17 protein-coding genes and 1 pseudogene are annotated in these 20286 nt (G+C 68.9%); 9 read left to right on the plus strand and 9 right to left on the minus strand.

Annotation, left to right across the window (positions count from 1 at the left end):
* Positions 1 to 70: 70 nt before the first annotated feature.
* The gene (locus ACGFY9_RS24920) at positions 71 to 889 is read left to right on the plus strand and encodes a LysR family transcriptional regulator (RefSeq protein WP_393757532.1); all 819 of its coding nucleotides are present in this window, start codon (positions 71 to 73) and stop codon (positions 887 to 889) included.
* A 115-nt stretch (positions 890 to 1004) separates the two neighbouring features.
* Here ACGFY9_RS24920 and fdhD read toward each other — a convergent pair whose 3' ends face one another.
* From fdhD to ACGFY9_RS24935, 3 genes and pseudogenes are all read right to left on the minus strand, one after another.
* Entirely contained in the window at positions 1005 to 1853 is an 849-nt protein-coding gene (fdhD, locus tag ACGFY9_RS24925; protein WP_393757534.1) for a formate dehydrogenase accessory sulfurtransferase FdhD, read from the minus strand.
* A 7-nt stretch (positions 1854 to 1860) separates the two neighbouring features.
* Positions 1861 to 1998, minus strand: a pseudogene (locus ACGFY9_RS24930) (Fe-S-binding domain-containing protein); the annotation flags it as partial.
* 10 nt (positions 1999 to 2008) lie between these two features.
* Positions 2009 to 2980, minus strand: a complete 972-nt coding sequence (locus ACGFY9_RS24935) for a 2-dehydropantoate 2-reductase (protein WP_393757536.1) — start codon at positions 2978 to 2980, stop codon at positions 2009 to 2011.
* A gap of 209 nt (positions 2981 to 3189) precedes the next feature.
* Here ACGFY9_RS24935 and ACGFY9_RS24940 point away from each other — a divergent pair, with 209 nt between their 5' ends.
* The 5 genes from ACGFY9_RS24940 (at position 3190) to ACGFY9_RS24960 (ending at position 7276) form a co-directional block, all read left to right on the plus strand.
* On the plus strand, positions 3190 to 3714 hold the full coding sequence (locus ACGFY9_RS24940) for an ATP-binding protein (protein WP_393757537.1): 525 nt from the start codon (positions 3190 to 3192) through the stop codon (positions 3712 to 3714).
* 180 nt (positions 3715 to 3894) lie between these two features.
* Entirely contained in the window at positions 3895 to 5226 is a 1332-nt protein-coding gene (locus ACGFY9_RS24945; RefSeq protein ID WP_393757539.1) for an OFA family MFS transporter, read from the plus strand.
* Positions 5195 to 5329, plus strand: a complete 135-nt coding sequence (locus ACGFY9_RS24950) for a hypothetical protein (RefSeq protein WP_318019845.1) — start codon at positions 5195 to 5197, stop codon at positions 5327 to 5329. The genes ACGFY9_RS24945 and ACGFY9_RS24950 overlap by 32 nt, the downstream gene beginning before the upstream one ends.
* Before the next feature lie 149 nt (positions 5330 to 5478).
* Complete coding sequence (locus ACGFY9_RS24955) at positions 5479 to 6417, plus strand: beta-ketoacyl-ACP synthase III (RefSeq protein ID WP_393757541.1); 939 nt, start codon at positions 5479 to 5481, stop codon at positions 6415 to 6417.
* A 181-nt stretch (positions 6418 to 6598) separates the two neighbouring features.
* Positions 6599 to 7276, plus strand: a complete 678-nt coding sequence (locus tag ACGFY9_RS24960; protein ID WP_393757543.1) for a GntR family transcriptional regulator — start codon at positions 6599 to 6601, stop codon at positions 7274 to 7276.
* Positions 7277 to 7386: 110 nt separating this feature from the next.
* On the opposite strand, the gene ACGFY9_RS24965 is transcribed toward ACGFY9_RS24960, so the two are convergent.
* The 5 genes from ACGFY9_RS24965 to ACGFY9_RS24985 form a co-directional block, all read right to left on the minus strand.
* Positions 7387 to 8784, minus strand: coding sequence for an OFA family MFS transporter (locus ACGFY9_RS24965; RefSeq protein ID WP_393757545.1), 1398 nt, complete (start codon positions 8782 to 8784; stop codon positions 7387 to 7389).
* A 1-nt stretch (position 8785) separates the two neighbouring features.
* The gene (locus tag ACGFY9_RS24970) at positions 8786 to 10174 is read right to left on the minus strand and encodes an OFA family MFS transporter (protein ID WP_393757547.1); all 1389 of its coding nucleotides are present in this window, start codon (positions 10172 to 10174) and stop codon (positions 8786 to 8788) included.
* A gap of 120 nt (positions 10175 to 10294) precedes the next feature.
* Positions 10295 to 12439, minus strand: a complete 2145-nt coding sequence (locus ACGFY9_RS24975) for an acetate--CoA ligase family protein (RefSeq protein WP_393757549.1) — start codon at positions 12437 to 12439, stop codon at positions 10295 to 10297.
* Positions 12440 to 12443: 4 nt separating this feature from the next.
* Positions 12444 to 13676 (minus strand): formyl-CoA transferase, encoded by a 1233-nt coding sequence (gene frc, locus ACGFY9_RS24980; RefSeq protein WP_393757551.1) that lies wholly within the window; start codon positions 13674 to 13676, stop codon positions 12444 to 12446.
* An 11-nt stretch (positions 13677 to 13687) separates the two neighbouring features.
* Entirely contained in the window at positions 13688 to 15370 is a 1683-nt protein-coding gene (locus ACGFY9_RS24985) for a thiamine pyrophosphate-binding protein (RefSeq protein WP_393757553.1), read from the minus strand.
* A gap of 143 nt (positions 15371 to 15513) precedes the next feature.
* Here ACGFY9_RS24985 and sucC point away from each other — a divergent pair, with 143 nt between their 5' ends.
* The 3 genes from sucC to ACGFY9_RS25000 all read left to right on the plus strand — a co-directional run bounded on the left by sucC (position 15514) and on the right by ACGFY9_RS25000 (position 19273).
* On the plus strand, positions 15514 to 16644 hold the full coding sequence (gene sucC / locus ACGFY9_RS24990) for an ADP-forming succinate--CoA ligase subunit beta (protein ID WP_393757555.1): 1131 nt from the start codon (positions 15514 to 15516) through the stop codon (positions 16642 to 16644).
* Between the two features lie 11 nt (positions 16645 to 16655).
* Positions 16656 to 17537: a succinate--CoA ligase subunit alpha gene (gene sucD / locus ACGFY9_RS24995; RefSeq protein WP_393757557.1), complete on the plus strand. Its 882-nt coding sequence runs from the start codon at positions 16656 to 16658 to the stop codon at positions 17535 to 17537.
* 167 nt (positions 17538 to 17704) lie between these two features.
* Positions 17705 to 19273 (plus strand): aldehyde dehydrogenase family protein, encoded by a 1569-nt coding sequence (locus tag ACGFY9_RS25000; RefSeq protein ID WP_393757559.1) that lies wholly within the window; start codon positions 17705 to 17707, stop codon positions 19271 to 19273.
* Here the strand turns inward: ACGFY9_RS25000 and ACGFY9_RS25005 are convergent.
* Positions 19263 to 20219 carry an LLM class flavin-dependent oxidoreductase gene (locus tag ACGFY9_RS25005; RefSeq protein WP_393757561.1) on the minus strand — a complete coding sequence of 319 codons (957 nt, stop codon included), beginning with the start codon at positions 20217 to 20219 and terminating at the stop codon, positions 19263 to 19265. The genes ACGFY9_RS25000 and ACGFY9_RS25005 overlap by 11 nt on opposite strands.
* Positions 20220 to 20286 lie beyond the last annotated feature (67 nt).

The following is a 20286-nucleotide window of genomic DNA, read 5'->3' on the forward strand; positions in this document are numbered from 1 at the left end:
GTCCAAGACCTCTTTCGACGGTGGCGATACCCTGAAGGCATCGCCGACGGCGCACGGAAGGGCGGCACCCATGGACCTCGACCTGCGCAAGGTGCGCTACTTCGTGGCGGTGGCCGAGCTGCTGCACTTCGGGCGCGCGGCCGAGCAGCTGCACATCGCGCAGCCGGTGTTGAGCCGTCAGATCCGGGCCCTGGAAAAGGACTTGGACGCCACTCTCTTCGAACGTGACAGTCACGGGGTGACGTTGACGGCGTCCGGGCGCCAACTCCTCGACGACGGGCGTGCGTTGCTCGCCTCCGCGAACGCGACGCGCCGCAGGGTACATCGGTCCGCGCGGGGGCCGCACCGGCTCGTCGTCGGCTTCCGCGCCGGTGTCGTGATCACCCACACGCTGCGGGCCTACGGTGCCGCCCACCCCGGCATCGAGGTCAAGGCCCGCCGGGTCGAATGGGACGACCAGGAGCAGCTGATCCTCGACGGCACCGTCGACCTCGCCTATCTGCGCCGCCCGATCCGCGAGCAGGGCCTCACGCTGCTGCCGCTGTTCACCGAGGCCCGGGTGGCGATGCTGCCCGCCGACCACCGCCTCGCCGGCAAGCAGGACCTCGTGCGGGCCGACCTGGACGGCGAGACCTGGCTGCGGTACGCCAACCCCGGCCCGGACGACGTACCGATCCGCAGCATCGAGGAGAAGTTCGAGGCCGTGGCCTCCGGTGCGGGCATCACCCTCGTCCCCGTCTCCGTCGCCGAGCAGTACTCCCGCCCCGACATCACCTACGTCCCCGTGACCGACGCGGAACCCGACGAGGTGATCCTGGCCTGGGAGGCGGCCCGCCGGTCACCCTTGATCACGGCGTTCGTGGAGACCGCGCAGGTCGCCAGAGGCTGAGGGCGCGGTTCTCGCGGGGGCCGCGAGTGAGGGTGAGGCTGAGGCGGGGCCCCTGCGGCGCAGGGGGCGCTCCCCGCCGGTCGGGGCCCCGCCGCCGTGACGCGGGGCGCGGATCTCAGCCCTGGGCGGCCGCGGCCCGCAGGGCGATGCGGTCCTCGCCCGCGTACACGTTCATGTTGCTGCCCCGCAGGAAGCCCACCAGGGTCAGACCCGTCTCCGCCGCCAGGTCCACGGCGAGCGACGAGGGCGCGGACACCGCCGCCAGCATCGGGATCCCGGCCATCACGGCCTTCTGGGCCAGCTCGAAGGAGGCCCGGCCCGACACCAGCAGGATCACCCGGGACAGCGGCAGGTCGCCGTTCTGCAGGGCACGGCCGACCAGTTTGTCGACCGCGTTGTGCCGGCCGACGTCCTCCCGTACGTCCAGCAGCTCGCCCTCCTCGCTGAACAGGGCCGCCGCGTGCAGACCCCCGGTCCGGTCGAAGACCCGCTGGGCCGCGCGCAGCCGGTCGGGGAGGCCCGCGAGCAGCGAGGGCTCGACACGGACCGGGGGAGTGTCGGCGATGGGCCAGCGCGCCGTCGTACGGACCGCGTCCAGGCTCGCCTTGCCGCACAGACCGCACGAGGACGTCGTATACACGTTGCGTTCCAACGTGATGTCCGGAATGACGACGTCGGGAGAGGTCCGTACGTCCACCACGTTGTACGAGTTCGAACCGTCTACGGTCGCCCCCGCGCAGTACACGATGTTCTGCAGATCGTATGCGTTGGCCAGTACACCCTCGCTGACCAGGAACCCGGCGGCGAGCGCGAAGTCGTCGCCGGGGGTGCGCATGGTGATCGCGAGCGGCTTGCCGTTGAGCCTGATCTCCAGGGGTTCCTCGGCGACGAGCGTGTCCGGGCGGCTGGTGACCACGCCGTCCCGGATACGGGTCACCTTGCGTCGTTCCGTGACTCGTCCCATGTCCTGATCAGCCCCGGTTCTGTACGTGCTGGTGGCCGAAACGGCCCTTGCTGCGGAGGGTGCCGCGGGTCACCGGGCCGTCGTGCGGCGAGATGACCTTCCCGCTCTCATTGTCCTGCATGTGCGGAGTGGGCTCGCGGCCCACTCGTATCTCCTCATGCGGCACTCCTCAGCGCGAGCAGGTCCGAGATGGCATGCACGGTGCGCAGGGTCGGCACCTCCACACCGGTGATCTCCGCCAACTCGACCACCGCGGCGAGGAGTACGTCGAGTTCGAGCGGCTTGCCGCGCTCCAGGTCCTGAAGGGTCGAGGTGCGGTGGTCGCCGACGCGTTCCGCGCCCGCCAGCCGCCGTTCGATGGAGACGCCGACCTCGCAGCCCAGCGCCCCGGCGACGGACAGTGTCTCGGTCATCATGATCTCGATGACCTTGCGGGTGCCGCCATGCAGACACATCTGCCGCATGGTGGCGCGGGCCAGCGCGCTGATCGGGTTGAAGGAGATGTTGCCGAGCAGCTTGAGCCAGATGTCGTTGCGCAGATCCGGCTCCACCGGGCACTTCAGCCCGCCCGCCCGCATGGCCTCGCTCAGCGCCAGACAGCGCGCCGAGACGCTGCGGTCGGGCTCGCCGACGGAGAAGCGGGTGCCTTCGAGATGGCGCACAACTCCCGGTCCCGCCAGCTCCGTTGCCGCGTAGACCACACAGCCGACGGCCCGTTCGGGCGCGAGCACCGCACTGACCGCGCCGTCCGGGTCGACACTCTCGATGCGCTGCCCGTCGTAGGGCCCGCCGTGCGCGTGGAAGTACCACCAGGGGATGCCGTTCTGGGCGGCCACGACCGCCGTGGTGTCGTGCAGCAGGGGCTCGATCAGCGGCCCGCACGCCGCGTACGAGTTGGCTTTGAGGCCGAGGAGGACGAAGTCGACCGGGCCGATCTCGGCCGGGTCGTCGGTGGCATGGGCGCGGGCGGTGAAGTCGCCGCGCGGGCTGAGGACTTGGACGCCGTGCTGCCTCATGGCCGCGAGATGCGGTCCACGGGCGACGAGATGCACATCGGCGCCCGCACGGTGCAGCGCGGCGCCGACATAGGCACCGATCGCACCGGCGCCGAGGACTGCGACTCTCACTGGAGACTCTCCGTTCGGTCGAGGGAGTACCGCGGAGGTGGGTGCCGCCCCGACGGCGCCGGGCGGAACCCTGGCCGAACAGTGTCGACGAAATATTGTCTACAGTATGGAAGATGGGTCGGCAAGAGTTCGGACAGGGACGGTGCGCTGTGCCCCTGATCGCGCTGTATCCCTGAGCCCGCGGCCCGGGCCGCGCTAGCGTCGGGTCCATGATCGTATGGCTCAACGGCACCCACGGCGCGGGCAAGACCACGACCAGCCCGCTCGTGCAGCGACTGCTCCCGGATTCACGGGTGTTCGACGCCGAGAAGGTCGGCGAGACACTCATGGACATCACGCCGGGACTGCCCGCGACGGACAACTTCCAGCACTGGCCGCCATGGCGACCACTCGTCGTCGAGACCGCCCGCCGCGTCCTCGACTACACCGGCGGCACCCTGGTGGTGCCCATGACGGTCCTGGTGGAGCAGTACTGGCGTGAGATCAGCGCGGGTCTCGCCCAACACGCCATCCCCGTACGGCACTTCGTCCTCCACGCCGACCAGGACACGCTCCGCGGGCGTATCGCGGGTGACACTGTCCTTGGCCCCAACTCCCCGTTCCGTCTGCGATACCTGGAGCCGTACGCCGAAGCGGCCCGCACCTGGCTCCATCGTGAGGCGGAGGTCGTCGACACCACGCACCTCACCCCCGCCGAGGCCGCCCGGCGGATCGCGGAGTCCGTCCAGGGCTGAGGCTCGCCCGCCGGACGAGAACAGGCGTGGGAGAGGAGCGAGTTCAGACGCGCGAACCGGGGCGCGAGGCGGGAGTCGGAACTCCGCGGCGACCGTTCGGCGCACTCTGCATACCGCTCATCGCATACGGTCGACGCGCCGCCTTCTCAACTCCCTTGCCACTCCCTACCGTCCGGGATCATGAGTCCCCCAGTCGCACCCCCGGCGTGGAGCCGCTGGCTGGTTCCGCCCGCCGCCCTCTCGGTACACCTCTCCATCGGCCAGGCCTACGCCTGGAGCGTCTTCAAGCCGCCGCTCGAATCCTCACTGAACCTCAGCGGCACACAGAGCGCCCTGCCCTTCCAGCTCGCGATCGTCATGCTCGGCCTGTCGGCCGCGTTCGGCGGCACCCTCGTCGAACGCAACGGGCCGCGCTGGGCGATGACCGTCGCCCTCGTCTGCTTCTCCTCCGGCTTTCTGATCTCCGCGCTCGGTGCGGAGACGAAACAGTTCTGGCTGATCGTCCTCGGCTACGGCTTCGTCGGCGGGATAGGCCTCGGCATCGGCTACATCTCACCGGTCTCGACCCTCATCAAGTGGTTCCCGGACCGCCCCGGCATGGCCACCGGCATCGCCATCATGGGCTTCGGCGGCGGCGCGCTCATCGCCTCCCCGTGGTCGGCTCAGATGCTGAAGTCGTTCGGCTCCGACAACACCGGCATCGCCCAGTCGTTCCTCGTACTCGGTCTTTCGTATGCGGTATTCATGACACTCGGCGTGTTCCTCGTGCGGGTGCCACGCACCGACAAGCCCGTCGAGAACGCGCCCAGCGTCCTCTCCGGCGTGCAGGTCTCGGCCAACAGCGCTGTACGCACCCCGCAGTTCTGGTGCCTGTGGGTCGTCCTGTGCATGAACGTGACCGCGGGCATCGGCATCCTGGAGAAGGCCGCCCCGATGATCACGGACTTCTTCGCGGACTCCTCCACCCCCGTCACGGTGTCGGCCGCCGCCGGCTTCGTCGCGCTGCTCTCCGCGGCCAACATGGCGGGCCGCATCGGCTGGTCCTCGACCTCCGACCTCATCGGCCGCAAGAACATCTACCGCGTCTACCTCGGCGTCGGAGCGGTCATGTACGCGCTCATCGCCCTGTTCGGCGACTCCTCGAAGCCGCTGTTCATCCTGTGCGCGCTGGTGATCCTCTCCTTCTACGGCGGCGGTTTCGCGACCGTGCCCGCCTACCTGAAGGACCTCTTCGGGACCTACCAGGTCGGCGCGATCCACGGCCGGCTGCTCACCGCCTGGTCCCTGGCCGGTGTCCTCGGACCGCTGATCGTGAACTGGATCGCCGACCACCAGAAGGCCGCCGGCAAGCACGGCGCGTCCCTCTACGACACGTCCTTCATCATCATGATCGGGCTGCTCGTCATCGGCTTCGTCGCGAACGAGCTCGTCAAGCCCGTCAACGTCCGCCACCACATCCCCGCCCCGAGGGAGGCCGCCGATGTCGAACGACAGCAGTCAGAGTCCGCCTGACCGACGGCCGCTCATCGCCTTCGCCTGGCTCTGGGTGGGCGCACCGCTCGCGTACGGCCTGTACGAACTCGTCCTCAAGGCGAAGCAGCTGTTCACCGGCTGAATGTTCGGGCGACACCGCCAATCACAGGATGGATGACAGAAGCCGACAACCCGGACGGTTGTTTCCTGTGGCATCACCTGCCGTCGTACCCGCGAGTCACTGGCAAGACTGGTGGATCCCGCTACCCAAGGCAACGAGGGGGACCACCCATGAACGGCACGCGGATCGCCGCCGTCGGCCACTACCAGCCCGCCAAGGTACTCAGCAACGAGGACCTGGCGGGCATGGTCGACACGAGTCACGAGTGGATCACCTCCCGGGTGGGCATCCAGACGCGACACATCGCCGGGCCCGACGAACCCGTGGACGAGCTGGCCGCGCACGCCGCCGCCAAGGCCCTCGCCGCCGCGGGCCTGACGCCCGGGGACATCGACCTGGTCCTGGTCGCCACCTCCACGGCCATCGACCGCTCCCCGAACATGGCCGCGCGCGTCGCCGCCCGCCTCGGCATCCCGTCGCCCGCGGCCATGGACGTCAACGTCGTGTGCGCCGGCTTCACCCACGCCCTGGCCACCGCCGACCACGCCGTCCGCGCGGGAGCGGCCACCCGGGCCCTGGTCATCGGCGCCGACAAGATGTCCGAGGTCACCGACTGGAGCGACCGTACGACCTGTGTCCTCGTCGGCGACGGAGCGGGGGCCGCCGTCGTCGAGGCCGCCGACGAACCCGGCATCGGACCGGTGCTGTGGGGTTCCGTGCCCGAGATGGGACACGCGGTACGGATCGAGGGCACGCCCCCGCGGTTCGCGCAGGAGGGCCAGAGCGTCTACCGCTGGGCCACCACCCAGCTCCCGCCGATCGCCCGCAAGGCCTGCGAGAAGGCGGGCCTGACCCCCGCCGACCTCGCCGGCGTCGTCCTCCACCAGGCGAACCTGCGCATCATCGAGCCCCTCGCCGAGAAGATCGGCGCCGTCAACGCGGTCGTCGCCCGCGACGTCGTCCAATCGGGCAACACCTCGGCCGCCAGCATCCCCCTCGCGTTCTCGAAACTCGTCGAACAGGGTGCCATCCGCACCGGCGACCCCGTCCTGCTGTTCGGCTTCGGCGGGAACCTGTCGTACGCCGGCCAGGTCGTCCGCTGCCCGTGACCTGCGCACCCGCTCAGGTATGACCTCGGATGTGACGAGGCCGACTTCCGCACCCTCTGGCTACTGTGCGCCGTAGACTGTAGACGATAGACAATCGATACTTGGTCGTACGGCCATGTACGGCGACTGTCTGCTGGCTACTGTCTGCAAAATGCCGATGTTGCCCAGGAGGGGGACCGCGATGTTGTCGCAAGGACTGCCGCAGGGGGCGGTGCCCAAACTCGAACGCCCGGGCCCGCTGCGTGACCGCGTCTACGAGGCGTTGCTCGAACTCATCACCACCCGCGCCCTGCAGCCCGGTCAGCATCTCGTCGAGAGCGAACTCGCCGGGCACCTGGGGGTGTCCCGGCAGCCGGTGCGCGAGGCGCTGCAGCGGCTCAACACCGAGGGCTGGGTCGATCTACGGCCCGCCCAGGGCGCGTTCGTGCACGAGCCGACGGAGGAGGAGGCCGACCAACTCCTCACCGTACGCACGCTGTTGGAGGCCGAGGCCGCCCGCCTCGCCGCCGTCAACGCGGGCAGCGCCGGGATCACCGTCCTGGAGGAGCTGTGCGCGGAGGGTGAGCGCGCCGTCGACGCCGACGACGTGGACGCCGCCGTCGCCATGAACGCCCGCTTCCACGCGAAGATCATGGAGCTGGCGGGCAACGCCGTCCTCGCCGAACTCGCCGCGCAGGTCGACCGCCGGGTCCGCTGGTACTACACGCCAGTGGCCCGTCAGCGCGGCCTGACGTCGTGGATCGAGCACCGCACCCTGATCGACGCGATCACCGCCCGCGACGAGCTGCGTGCCGGCCTGCTGATGCGTGAACACACCGAGCACACCCGGCGGTCGTATCACGAGCGCGCCAAGTCCTGAGCCCGGTACGCCTCCTGACGCGCCGACAGGCATGAAGGCGATGGCCCTCCCCTCGGGGAGGGCCATCGGGCAGGGGCAGGTCCAGGTCGGCGACCGTGTCGTACGAACTGTCAGGCCGCGGGCTGTGGTTGAGGAACCTGGGTCAACTCCCTGTCGCCGCGCCCCGGTTGACGCAGCAGCAACGCGATCGCCGCCGCCACCATCGAGACTCCGCCGGCCAGTGCGTACGCGCCGTTGTAGCCCCAGGCCGCGACCACCATGGAGCCGAGTCCGCCGCCGAAGAGACCGCTGACGAGCTTTCCGCTGTACACCAGGCCGTAGTTGGTGGCGTTGAAGTTCTCGCCGAAGTAGTCCGGGGTCAGCGCGGCGAACATCGGGTAGAAGGCGCCGCCGCCGAAGCCGGAGAGGAAGGCGAAGAACAGGAACAGCCACTCGCTGCGCAGATGGCCGGCCCAGATCACGCCGAACTGGGCGAGGCCCAGGACCAGAATGACGAAGACCAGGGTGAGTTTGCGGCCCCACAGGTCGGACAGCCAGCCGACGACCGCGCGGCCGATGCCGTTGATGACGGCCATGATGCCCATGGAGGAGGCCGCCACCAGCGGGCCGAAACCGACGTCCTTGGCGAAGTCGACCTGGAAGGAGATCCCGAAGATCGACACCCCGGCGGTCAGCACGATGGACAGCCACATCAGGGGCAGCATGCCCGTGCGGATGGCCTCCTTGGGGGTGAACTGCTTTACGGCGGGCGGGTTCTTGGCGAGGCTCGTCGCGCTCTTGTCGTTGCCGCCGTAGGTCAGCGGGTCGATGTCGGCGGGCCACCAGTTCTTCGGCGGGTCCTTGAAGAAGAACGCGCACCCGAACACCACGATCAGGATGTAACAGCCGATCAGGTCCAGGACGCGGTGGTAATTCCCGGTGTCGAAGGCGTAGTTGAAGATGAAGATGAACGGCAGCGAGCCGTAGGCGAAGCCGCCGTTGACGAACCCGGTGCGGGCGCCCCGCCGTTCGGGGAACCACTTGCCGACCATGTTGATGCAGGTCGCGTAGACCAGGCCTGCGCCTATGCCGCCGATGACGCCGAAGCCGATGATCGCCAGCCACACGTTGTCCAGGTGGGACAGGGCGAGGAAGCCGAGGACGCACATCACGGAGCCGACGTACATCGCCCTGCGGGCCGACAGGATGCCCTTCTCCCGCATCCAGCCCGCCGGGAAGGCGATGCCGGCCTGGAAGAAGACCCAAATGCTCAGGATCCAGAAGGTGTTGCTCTGCGTCCAGCCGTGCGCGCTGGACAGCGTGTCCTCCGCGGAGCCGTACGCGTACTCGAAGACACTGATCGCCATCATGGCGATCCACGGCAGATAGATCATGATCTTGCGTGAGTGGCCGAGGATGTCCCGGTCGGTCTCGCCGACGCGGTAGACGCGGCCGTGGGCGTCGGTCACTTCACGGTAGGGACGGTTCGCGGCGCCGGATTCGTTCGTGGTGATGGGATCTGCGGTCATGTCACGCCATCTCCTCGCCGAGCGGGTGCGGATTGGGCACGATGCGCCGGGCGTTGGGCCTGCCCGGAGCCTTGAGGAAGAGCGCCAGCACCGCGGAGGCCAGGCCCACCGAACCGGCCAGGACGAACGCGCCGTGGTAGTCCCACTCACCCACGACGACCGCGCCCAGACCGGAGCCGACGAGCCCCGAGATCAGCTTGGAGCTGTAGACCATCCCGTAGTTGCTGGCGTTGTTGTTCTCACCGAAGTAGTCGGCCGTCATGGCCGCGAACAGCGGGAAGATCGCCCCGCCGCCGAAACCCGAGACCATGGAGCAGAACAGGAAGAACGGCATGCTGCCCATCTGGCCCGACACCAGCACGCCGAACTGCGCTGTGCCGAGCACGAGACACACGATGATCAGCGTGTGGCGGCGGCCGAAACGGTCGGAGATCCAGCCGATGACACCGCGCCCGGTGCCGTTCACGATCGCCTTCAGGGACATCGCCGTGGCCACGATCCCGCCCGCGAAGCCCATGTCCTTGCCGAACGGCACCTGGAAGGCGATGCCGAAGATGTTGATGCCGGCCGTGCACAGCAGACAGAACCACATCATCCAGAGCACGGGGGTACGGGCGGCCTCCTTGGGTGTGTACTGCTTGACCGCCGGCGGGTTCTTCTCCAACGCCCGCCGGATCCTGGGGTCTTGGGCCGCCGTGAGCGGATCGACGTGCGCGGGCCACCAGTTCTTCGGCGGATCGCGGAAGAACCAGCCCGCCGAGGCCACCACCAGGCACAGGCCTACGCCGACCAGGCTCAGCAGCACCTTGTAGTTGCCGAGGTCGAGCACGGAGGTGAAGAGGAACACGAACGGCACGGACCCGTAGGCGAATCCGCCGTTGACGAAGCCCGTCTTGCCGCCCTTGCGCTCCGGATACCACTTGCCGACCATGTTCACGCAGGTCGCATACACAAGACCGGCGCCGATACCGCTGCACATGCCGAAGCCGAAGTAGGCGACGAGCACGTTCGGCGCGAACGCCAGCGCCAGATAGCCCAGCAGGGTGCCGAGCGCGCCGATCAACATGGCCGTACGGGCGGGGAGTTTGCCACTTTCTCGCAACTGCCCGGCCGGGAAGGCCACGGCCGCCTGGAAGAACACCCAGACGCCCATCAGCCAGAAGATGTGTCCACTGCTCCACAGATGCGCGTCGTGGAGCGTGTCCTCCGCCGACGTGAACGCGTACTCGGCGGAGCTGATGCCCATCATGCCCACCCAGGGCAGGACGACCATCCACTTGCGCGCCCGGCCCATGATGTCGACATCGGATTCACCGATGCGGTACACACGGCCGTGACGGTCCGTCACCTCCCTGTAGGGGGCGGACGTTTGGTAGTCCGTTGGTGCCATCGCTCAGTGCCCCTTGCGTCGAAAGTTCTGGCCAGCGCCCCCTGTCCAATGCCTTTCGCGTGCGCACGGGTCCCCGGGGCCGGCCGACCGCACTGTCGGCCGGCCCCGCGTCGGCTCACGTCATGAACCACCGCCCAACAGCCCTGCCGCGCGGGCCCATCGGTATTTCGCGCCGAGCACGGCCACCGGCTTCTCGGTCGTGTACGGGTACGCCACGACCCCGCGCTCGTACAGGTACTGGCAGGCCTCCTCGACCTCGACGTCACCCGCGAGTGACGCCACCACCGGCTTCTCGATGCCGCGTTCCTTGAACTCGGCCACTACGCGGGCGGTGAGCTCCGCGAAGACCATCGGGGGAGTGACGATGGTGTGCCAGTAACCGAGCACCAGCGCGTGGATGCGCGGGTCCTCAAGTCCCAGCCGGATCGTCGCCTCGTACGTCGACGGCGGCTCGCCCCCGGTGATGTCCACCGGGTTGCCCGCGGCCCCGAAGGGCGGGATGAACTTCCGGAAGGACGCGTCCAGATCCGGCGGAATCTCCATCAGGGAAAGGCCGTTGTCGGTCACCGCGTCGGAGAGGAGTACGCCACTCCCTCCGGCGCCTGTGATGATAACTACGTTGTCACCTTTGGGAGTTGGCAGCACGGGCAGGCCGCGCGCGTACTCCAGCATGTCGTTGAGCCCGGGGGCGCGGATGACCCCGGCCTGTTTGAGGATGCCCTCGTACACCGCGTCGTCGCCCGCGAGCGCGCCCGTGTGCGACCCGGCGGCCTTCGCGCCTGCCGCCGTACGACCCGCCTTCAGTACCACAACTGGCTTACGGGGTACGGTCTTTCGGGCTGCCTCCACGAAGGCGCGGCCGTCCTTGAGGTCCTCCAGGTGCATCGCGATGCACTCGGTGTGGGGGTCCTCGCCGAACCAGGTCAGCAGGTCGTCCTCGTCCAGGTCCGACTTGTTGCCGAGCCCGACGATCGCCGACACCCCCGTCTTCGTGGTCCGCGCGAACCCCAGGATCGCCATCCCGATGCCACCGGACTGCGAGGTCAGCGCCACCCCGCCCTTCACGTCGTACGGCGTGCAGAACGTGGCGCACAGGTCCTGCCAGGTCGAGTAGTAGCCGTAGATGTTCGGCCCGAGGAGGCGCACGCCGTAGCGCTCGGCGATCGCCACGATCTCGTCCTGGAGGGCGACTTCGCCGGTCTCGGCGAACCCGGAGGGGATGAGGACGGCGTTGGGGATGTTCTTGCGTCCCACCTCCTCCAGTGCCGCTGCCACGAACTTGGCGGGAATGGCGAAGACGGCCACATCCACCTCACCGGGAACGTCCGTGACACTCTTGTACGCCTTGCGGCCCAGAATGTCATCGGCCTTGGGGTTCACCGGATGGATCTCCCCGGCGAAGCCGCCGTCGACGAGGTTGCGCATCACCGAATTGCCGATCTTGCCCTGCTCGTTCGAGGCACCGATCACGGCGACCGAGGTCGGCTCCATCAACCGGCGCATCGTCGTCAGGATTTCGTCGCGTGTATACCGTCGACGGGGTACCGGCTGCGACTCGGCGAGGATCACCCGGATGTCCGCGGCGACCGCACCCTCCGGAGTCGCGATCACCGGGTTGAGGTCCACCTCGGCGATCTCCGGGAAGTCCGCGACCAGTTGGGACACCCGGCGGATCTGCTCGGCGATCGCCCACCGGTCGACGGCCGGTGCGCCGCGCACCCCGCGCAGGATCTCCGCCGCGCGGATCGAGTCCAGCATCGACAGCGCCTCGTCCGGGCTGACGGGCGCGAGCCGGAACGTCACGTCCTTGAGCACCTCGACGAGCACCCCGCCGAGCCCGAACGCGACGACCTTCCCGAACGTCGGGTCGGTCACCGCGCCGACGATGACCTCCTGCCCCTGTGGCAGCAACTCCTGTACCTGGACACCCTCGATGCGGGCGCCGGCGTCGTACGCCCGCGCGTTGTCGACGATCCTGTGGAACGCGGCCCGTACGTCCGCCGCGCCCTCCACTCCGACGATCACTCCGCCGGCGTCGGTCTTGTGCAGGATATCGGGAGAGACGATCTTCATCACGACGGGCCCGCCGAACCGGGCCGCGAACGCCACCGCCTCGTCGACGTCCGTCGCCAACTCCTCGCCCGGTACGGCGATCCCGTACGCGTCGGCGATCACCTTGCCCTCGGGCGCGGTCAGCGCGAACCGCCCCTCGGCCCGCACGGAGTCGAGAAGCGCCCGCACCTTCAGGACCCGGTCCTCTGCCATCACGTCAGATCACCCCGTTCGACTTGAGGAGGCGCAACTCTTCGTCTCCGAGACCGAGTTCGCCGATGTAGACCTCTTCGTTGTGCTCGCCGAGCAGCGGTGAACTGGTCACGTCCACAGGGGAGTCGGAGAGCTTGAGCGGGCTGCCGACGGTGACGAACTCGCCGCGTTCGGGGTGCGGCACCGTCACGACCATCTCGTTGGCGACCAGCGACTCGTCCTCGATGATCTCCCTGGTCGAAAGGATCGGCCCGCACGGGATGTTGTGGGCGTTGAGCCGCTCCAGAACCTCCCACTTGGGCAGCGTGGACGACCACTCCTCGATCAGCTGGAACATCTTGGAGAGCTGGGGCAACCGGGCCTCGGGCGTGGACCACTCGGGGTCCTCGGCCAGCTCGGGCCGGCCGATCAGCTCGGTGAGCGGCTTCCAGCCGACCGGCTGCACGATGACGTACACGTAGTCGTTCGGGCCGCCCGGCGCGCACTTCACCGCCCAGCCGGGCTGACCACCGCCGGACGCGTTGCCCGAGCGGGGCACCTCGTCGCCGAAGTCGTCGTTCGGGTACTCGGCGAGCGGCCCGTGCGCCAGACGCTGCTGGTCGCGCAGCTTCACCCGGCACAGGTTCAGCACGGCGTGCTGCATGGCGACGTTGACCCGCTGACCTCGGCCGGTGCTCTCACGCTGGAAGAGTGCCGCCAGTATCCCGGCTACTGTATGCACTCCTGTGCCTGAATCACCGATCTGAGCGCCCGTCGCCAGCGGCGGCCCGTCCTCGAAGCCGGTTGTCGACATCGACCCGCCCATCGCCTGCGCGACGACCTCGTACGCCTTGAAGTTGGTGTACGGGCCGTCCCCGAAGCCCTTGATGGACGCATACACAATGCGGGGATTGATCTCCTGTATGCGATCCCAGGTGAACCCCATACGGTCGACCGCGCCCGGCCCGAAGTTCTCGACCATGACGTCGGAGCGCCGGATCAGCTCGGTGAGGATCTCCTTGCCGCGCTCGGTCTTGGTGTTGAGGGTGATGCTCCGCTTGTTGCAGTTGAGCATCGTGAAGTAGAGCGAGTCGACGTCCGGGAGGTCGCGCAGCTGCTTGCGCGTGATGTCGCCGGTCGGTGCCTCCAGCTTGACGACGTCGGCGCCGAGCCAGGCGAGCAGTTGGGTCGCGGAGGGGCCGGACTGGACGTGCGTCATGTCGAGGACGCGGATGCCCTCAAGTGCCCTGGCGGTCATGGCCGTTCACCTCACTTGTACATCGTCTGGTTCATGGTTCCGGGGGCGTACGCGTCCGGGTCGACCCAGACGTTGATCAGCGACGGCTTGCCCGACTCGCGGGCGCGTCGCAGCGCGGGGCCGATGTCGGCGGGGTCGCGGACCTCCTCGCCGTAACCGCCCAGCATCTGGGCGAACTTGTCGTAGTGGACGTCGCCGAGGGTGTTGCCGACCCGCTCGCGTTCCAGGCCGTACTTGGCGGCCTGGCCGTAACGGATCTGGTTCATCGAGGAGTTGTTGCCGACGATGCCGACGAAGGGCAGGTCGTAACGGACGAGGGTCTCGAAGTCCCAGCCGGTGAGGGAGAACGCGCCGTCGCCGAAGAGCGCGACGACCTCCTTGTCGGGCCGTGCCTGCTTGGCCGCCAGCACGAAGGGGATGCCGACGCCGAGGGTGCCCAGCGGGCCCGGATCCATCCAGTGGCCGGGCGACTTGGGCTGCACGACCTGGCCGGAGAAGGTGACGATGTCGCCGCCGTCGCCGATGTAGATGGAGTCCTCGGTGAGGAAGTCGTTGATCTCGCTGACCAGGCGGTAGGGGTGGATCGGTGACGCGTCCGACTTCAGACTGGGCAACCGCTTCTCGATCGCGGCCTGTTCGGCGGCGCGCAGCTCGTCGAGCCACTCCTTGCGCCTGGACGCACCGCCGTTGAGGCGTCCCGAGGCGGCTTCCGCGACCGACTTCAGCACGAGCCCCGCGTCGCCGACGATGCCGAGGTCGATGTCGCGGTTCTTGCCGACGGTGCGGTAGTCGAGGTCGATCTGCACGACGGTCGCGTCGGGGGAGAGCCGCTTGCCGTAGCCCATGCGGAAGTCGAAGGGCGTGCCGACGATGACGATGACGTCGGCGTTGGAGAAGGCGTACCGGCGCGACAGCTGGAAGTGGTGCGGGTCGCCGGGCGGGAGGGTGCCGCGCCCCGCGCCGTTCATGTACGCGGGGATGTTGAGGGTGCGGACGAGGTCAATGGCCGCCTCGGTGCCGCGAGTTGTCCACACCTGGCTGCCCAACAGGATCGCCGGCTTCTCGGCGTGGACCAGCAGGTCGGCGAGCTTCTCGATCGCCTCGGGGTCGCCGGCCGAGCGGGTCGAGGCTCGGTACGCCCCGGGCTTCGGCACCCGCGCCTTGCCCACCGGCACCTTCGCGTCGAGGACGTCGCGCGGGATCTCCAGGAAGGAGGGGCCGGGCGCGCCGTGGTAGCACTCGCGGAACGCCATCGACACCATGTCGGCGGCGCGTGCCGTGTCCGGCACGGTCGCCGCGAACTTGGTGATCGGCGTCATCATGTCGACGTGCGGCAGGTCCTGGAGGGACCCCATCTTGTGCTGGGTGAGGGCCCCTTGGCCGCCGATGAGCAGCATCGGGGACTCGGCGCGGAAGGCGTTGGCGACACCGGTGACGGCGTCGGTCGTACCGGGCCCCGCGGTGACCACCGCGCAGCCGGGCCTGCCGGTGATCCGCGCGTAACCGTCCGCCGCGTGGGCTGCCACCTGTTCGTGGCGTACGTCGACGACTTCTATGCCCTCGTCGACGCAGCCGTCGTAGATGTCGATGATGTGGCCGCCGCACAGGGTGTAGATGCGGTCGACCCCCTCGGCCTTCAAGGCTTTGGCGACGAGATGACCACCGGAAATCACGTCCTGGGTGTCGTCGGGCATGGCGAAGTCCTGTCCCTTCGTAGGGGTTGGAACGCTCTCGCGGTACATTGCATACAGTCGACGAATACTGTATGAAGCTTGTTATCCCGCATCCGGTGGGTGGTGTCCAGGGGGCGTGCGGCACTTTTAAGTCAGGAGCCGAGATGGACCTGTACGAGCACCAGGCAAGGGAACTCTTCGAGGAACACGGCATCTTGGTGCCCCGGGCCGAGGTCACCGCCTCGTCCAAGGAGGCACGGGAGATCGCTCGCAGGCTGGGTGGGCGAGTGGTGGTGAAAGCCCAGGTGAAGACCGGTGGACGAGGCAAGGCGGGTGGGGTCAAACTCGCCGCCGACCCGGCCGCCGCCGAACTCACGGCCCGGCAGATCCTGGGCATGGACATCAAGGGCCACAGGGTCGGCAAGGTGATGCTGGCCCAACCCGTCGACATCGAGAGCGAGTTCTACGTCTCCTACGTCCTCGACCGCGCGGCCGGCCGCTTCCTCGCGATCGCGTCAGCCGAGGGCGGTATGGACATCGAGGAGATCGCCGCCAGCCGACCGGATGCGGTAGCCCGTATACACATCGACCCGGCCGAGGGAGTCACCTCGGCCAAGGCGGGCGAGATCGCCGCAGCGGCCGGCCTGCCGCCGCAGACCGTCGACGTCCTCGTGCGGCTGTGGGAGGTGCTGGTCCGCGAGGACGCAGTCCTCGTCGAGGTGAACCCGCTCGTCCGGACGAAGCAGGGGCAGATCCTCGCCCTCGACGGCAAGGTCACTCTCGACGACAACGCCCGTTTCCGGCAGGCGCGTTGGGGTGCCGAGGGGGCGGCGCACGACGATCCGCTGGAGGCGGCCGCCGCCGCGAAGGGGCTCAACTACGTCAAGCTCGACGGCGAGGTCGGCATCATCGGCAACGGCGCGGGCCTGGTCATGTCGACGCTCGACGTGGTCGCAGGCTGCGGCGCCCGGCCCGCCAACTTCCTCGACATCGGCGGCGGGGCGTCGGCCCAGATCATGGCGGACGGGCTGTCCGTCATCCTCTCCGACCCGGCCGTGAAGTCGGTGTTCGTCAACGTCTTCGGCGGGATCACCGCATGCGACGCGGTGGCCGACGGCATCGTACGGGCCCTGGGATCCGTGCAGTTGACCAAGCCGCTGGTAGTCCGGCTCGACGGAAACAACGCGGCCCGGGGCCGGGCCATCCTCGACGGGCACGCGCATCCGCTGGTCCAGCAGGCCACCACCATGGACGGCGCCGCCCGCCGCGCCGCCGACCTCGCCAACGCACGCTAAGGAGCCGGGACATGGCGATCTACCTCACCAAGGAGAGCAAGGTCCTCGTCCAGGGCATGACCGGCGGCGAGGGCATGAAGCACACCCGCCGGATGCTCGCGGCCGGCACGAACGTCGTCGGCGGCGTCAACCCGCGCAAGGCCGGACGTACCGTCGACTTCGACGACCGAGCCGTGCCGGTCTTCGGGTCGGTCGCCGACGGTATGCGGTCGACGGGAGCCGATGTCAGCGTCGTGTTCGTGCCGCCCGCCTTCGCGAAGGCGGCCGTGATCGAGGCCGCCGACGCGGGCATCGGCCTGGCCGTCGTCATCACCGAGGGCATCCCCGTCCACGACTCGGTCGCCTTCACGGCGTACGCCACGTCGAAGGGCACCCGGGTCATCGGCCCCAACTGCCCCGGCCTGATCACCCCCGGCCAGGCCAACGCGGGCATCATCCCCGCCGACATCACCAAGCCGGGCCGTATCGGCCTGGTCTCCAAGTCGGGCACGCTCACCTATCAACTCATGTACGAACTACGGGACATCGGCTTCTCGACCTGCGTCGGCATCGGCGGCGACCCCGTCGTCGGCACGACCCACATCGACTGCCTCGCCGCGTTCCAGGACGACCCCGACACCGAACTCGTCGTCCTCATCGGGGAGATCGGCGGCGACGCGGAGGAACGCGCCGCCGCGTACATCCGCGACCACGTCACCAAGCCGGTCGTCGGCTACATCGCCGGCTTCACCGCACCCGAGGGCAAGACCATGGGCCACGCGGGCGCCATCGTGTCGGGCTCCTCCGGTACGGCGGCGGCGAAGAAGGAGGCGCTGGAGGCCGTAGGAGTGAAGGTCGGAAGGACGCCGACGGAGACCGCGCGGCTGGTGCTGGACCGGCTGGATCTTCCGTAAGAGGCACTGGACCCTCCTGTGAGCGGCACGTGACGTCACTCATAGTTGAGGTGCCGTGACTGTTGCGCTCCTTCGAGCGCAACTAGCTTCATCTGTACGACAGTTCGTACGTTGGACCGTTCCTGCCTCACCCCGCCCCGACTGTGCACCGAGAGCGGAGCCGAAGCATGGCATCAACCCTTAGCCCCAGCCTCACTGTTCATCCCCCGACCCTCAAAGCGGGCACGTCCTGGAGTGACGCCTGGCGGCGTTGTCTCGCCGTCGCGCCCGAGGCGTTCCAGGACGACCGTGTCCTCAACCTCTGGAACGCGGCCTGGCAGCGGGACGGCCGGGCCCTGCCCGCCACCAGTCCCGTCGACGGCAGCCCGATCGCCGGCCCGCCCCGCTTGGACCGGTCCACCGCCCACCAGGCCGTACGCGCCTCCCTCGACCAGCACCGCGCCTGGCACCACGTCCCGCTCGACGAGCGGCGCGCCCGCGTGGCCGCCACGCTGGATGCCCTGACCGAGCACCGCGAACTCCTCGCGCTGCTGCTGGTCTGGGAGATCGGCAAGCCATGGCGGCTCGCGCAGGCGGACGTGGACCGGTCCATCGACGGTGTGCGCTGGTACGTCGACGGCATCGAGCCGATGCTCGCCGGCCGCACCCCGCTCGACGGCCCGGTGTCCAACATCGCGAGCTGGAACTACCCGATGAGCGTGCTCGTCCACGCCATGCTCGTGCAGGCACTGGCGGGGAACGCGGTCATCGCCAAGACCCCGACCGACGGCGGCGTCGCCTGCCTCACCCTGGCCGCCGCGCTCGCCGCGCGCGAGGGGATTCCCGTCACCCTCGTCAGCGGCAGCGGAGGCGAACTGTCGGAGGCACTGGTCCGCGCGCCCGAGATCGGCTGCGTCTCCTTCGTCGGCGGCCGCGACACCGGAGCCGCGGTGGCCACGGCCGTCGCCGACCTGGGCAAGCGGCACATCCTCGAACAGGAAGGACTCAACACCTGGGGCATCTGGAACCACACGGACTGGGACACGCTCACCGCGGTCATCCCCAAGCTCTTCGACTACGGCAAGCAGCGCTGCACGGCGTACCCGCGCTTCGTCGTCCAGCGTGAGCTGTTCGACGAGTTCCTCATGGCCTACCTCCCTGCGGTCCGAACTCTCCGTGTAGGCCACCCTCTTGCGGTCCGGCACGCCCAAGACCCGTATCCGGAACTGGACTTCGGGCCGGTGATCAACGCGGCCAAGGCGAAGGAACTCCACGACCAGGTGGCCGAGGCGATCGACCGCGGCGCCGTACCGCTGCACCGCGGCAAGCTGTCCGAGGCCAACTTCCTTCCAGGGCAGGACACTTCGGCGTACGTCCGTCCCGTCACGCTCCTCAATCCGCCCCCGTCGTCCCCGCTGCACCACGCGGAACCGTTCGGCCCGGTCGACACCATCGTCCTGGTCGACACGGAGGCGGAACTGCTCGCCGCGATGAACGCGTCCAACGGCGCGCTGGTCGCCACCCTGTCCACCGACGACCGCGCGACCTACGACCGACTGGCCCCGCAGATCCGCGCGTTCAAGGTCGGCCACGGCAAGCCACGCTCCCGCGGCGACCGCGACGAGCTGTTCGGCGGGTTCGGCGCTTCCTGGCGGGGCGCCTTCGTCGGCGGCGAACTCCTCGTCCGCGCGGTGACACACGGACCGGTGGGGGAGCGGTTGCCGGGCAATTTCCCGGAGTACCAGCTCATGCCGTGACCGGCGGCCGGGCGGCACTCGCGTCCACCGGGTGCCGCCCGGCGATGATCTCGTGGGCCAACCACCGCGCCACACCCCGCGGATAGGGACGCGGCAGACTCAGCACGATGTGGTTCATCCCGGCGTCGACGAGCCGGCCGACCGTCTCCCGCGTCGCTGCCGGATCGTCGTACGACACGAGGACCTGCACCGAACGCGTGATCCCGCCCGGATCCCGGCCCAGTTCGGCGCAGTGCGCGTCGAGGACGCGGGCACGCTCGGCGACGTACTCGACGGTGTTGTGCGGCGGCCCTGGAACGTTCCAGATGTCTGCGTGCTGGGCGACCAGCCGCAGAAGCCGGGTGCCCCAGCCGCCGATGAGCAGCGGGGGACCGGGCCGCTGCACGGGCTTCGGCTCGCACCGCGTGCCCCGGAGCCGGTAGTGGCGGCCCTCGAAGTCGAAGACGTCCCGGGTCCACATCCCCTTCAGGATCTCGACGGTCTCCGCGAGCCGCGCGAGGCCCTCACCCGGCGGGACCAGTGAGAGGCCGTACGCCTCGTACTCCGCGATCGCCGGATTGGCGCCCTCGACGCCTCCGGCCCCCGGCGGCTGATGCGTGCCGCCGACCCCCAGCCCGAGCACGAGACGTCCGCCCGAGATCACGTCCACCGTGGACGCCATCTTGCCGAGCAGGGCCGGCGGACGGACGCGGTTGCTGGTGACGAGGAGCCCGAGCCGCAGCCGCCGCGTCTGCGCGGCGAGTGCGCTGAGCACGGTCCAGCCCTCGTGTATCTGCCCGTCCTTCGGTCCGGCGACCGGCAGCAGGTGGTCCCACAGCCAGGCATCCGCGATCTCCGGAACGGTGTCGGCCTCCAGCCAGACCCGTCGGATGTCCTCGTACGACACATGCATGGGGGTGGTCTTGATCCCGAAGCGCACGGTGGTCGTGTCTGCCTTGTCCGTCATGGCCGTCAGCTTAGCCAATCGTCAGGCTTGCTGACGATCAGATGGAGGATTCAGTCGGGATACAGTC

This window comes from Streptomyces sp. NPDC048504, from assembly GCF_043200035.1.
GTDB lineage: Bacteria > Actinomycetota > Actinomycetes > Streptomycetales > Streptomycetaceae > Streptomyces.

Bases quoted from the DNA above. Each gene is read 5' to 3' on its own strand.
- ACGFY9_RS24960 (WP_393757543.1), top strand. From the start codon at position 6,599: ATGTTGTCGCAAGGACTGCCGCAGGGGGCGGTGCCCAAACTCGAACGC.
- ACGFY9_RS24950 (WP_318019845.1), top strand. From the start codon at position 5,195: ATGTCGAACGACAGCAGTCAGAGTCCGCCTGACCGACGGCCGCTCATC.
- ACGFY9_RS24965 (WP_393757545.1), bottom strand. From the start codon at position 8,784: ATGACCGCAGATCCCATCACCACGAACGAATCCGGCGCCGCGAACCGT.
- ACGFY9_RS24945 (WP_393757539.1), top strand. From the start codon at position 3,895: ATGAGTCCCCCAGTCGCACCCCCGGCGTGGAGCCGCTGGCTGGTTCCG.
- ACGFY9_RS24975 (WP_393757549.1), bottom strand. From the start codon at position 12,439: ATGGCAGAGGACCGGGTCCTGAAGGTGCGGGCGCTTCTCGACTCCGTG.
- ACGFY9_RS24940 (WP_393757537.1), top strand. From the start codon at position 3,190: ATGATCGTATGGCTCAACGGCACCCACGGCGCGGGCAAGACCACGACC.
- ACGFY9_RS24970 (WP_393757547.1), bottom strand. From the start codon at position 10,174: ATGGCACCAACGGACTACCAAACGTCCGCCCCCTACAGGGAGGTGACG.
- ACGFY9_RS25005 (WP_393757561.1), bottom strand. From the start codon at position 20,219: ATGACGGACAAGGCAGACACGACCACCGTGCGCTTCGGGATCAAGACC.
- sucC (WP_393757555.1), top strand. From the start codon at position 15,514: ATGGACCTGTACGAGCACCAGGCAAGGGAACTCTTCGAGGAACACGGC.
- ACGFY9_RS24985 (WP_393757553.1), bottom strand. From the start codon at position 15,370: ATGCCCGACGACACCCAGGACGTGATTTCCGGTGGTCATCTCGTCGCC.
- frc (WP_393757551.1), bottom strand. From the start codon at position 13,676: ATGACCGCCAGGGCACTTGAGGGCATCCGCGTCCTCGACATGACGCAC.
- ACGFY9_RS24920 (WP_393757532.1), top strand. From the start codon at position 71: ATGGACCTCGACCTGCGCAAGGTGCGCTACTTCGTGGCGGTGGCCGAG.
- ACGFY9_RS24955 (WP_393757541.1), top strand. From the start codon at position 5,479: ATGAACGGCACGCGGATCGCCGCCGTCGGCCACTACCAGCCCGCCAAG.
- fdhD (WP_393757534.1), bottom strand. From the start codon at position 1,853: ATGGGACGAGTCACGGAACGACGCAAGGTGACCCGTATCCGGGACGGC.
- ACGFY9_RS25000 (WP_393757559.1), top strand. From the start codon at position 17,705: ATGGCATCAACCCTTAGCCCCAGCCTCACTGTTCATCCCCCGACCCTC.
- sucD (WP_393757557.1), top strand. From the start codon at position 16,656: ATGGCGATCTACCTCACCAAGGAGAGCAAGGTCCTCGTCCAGGGCATG.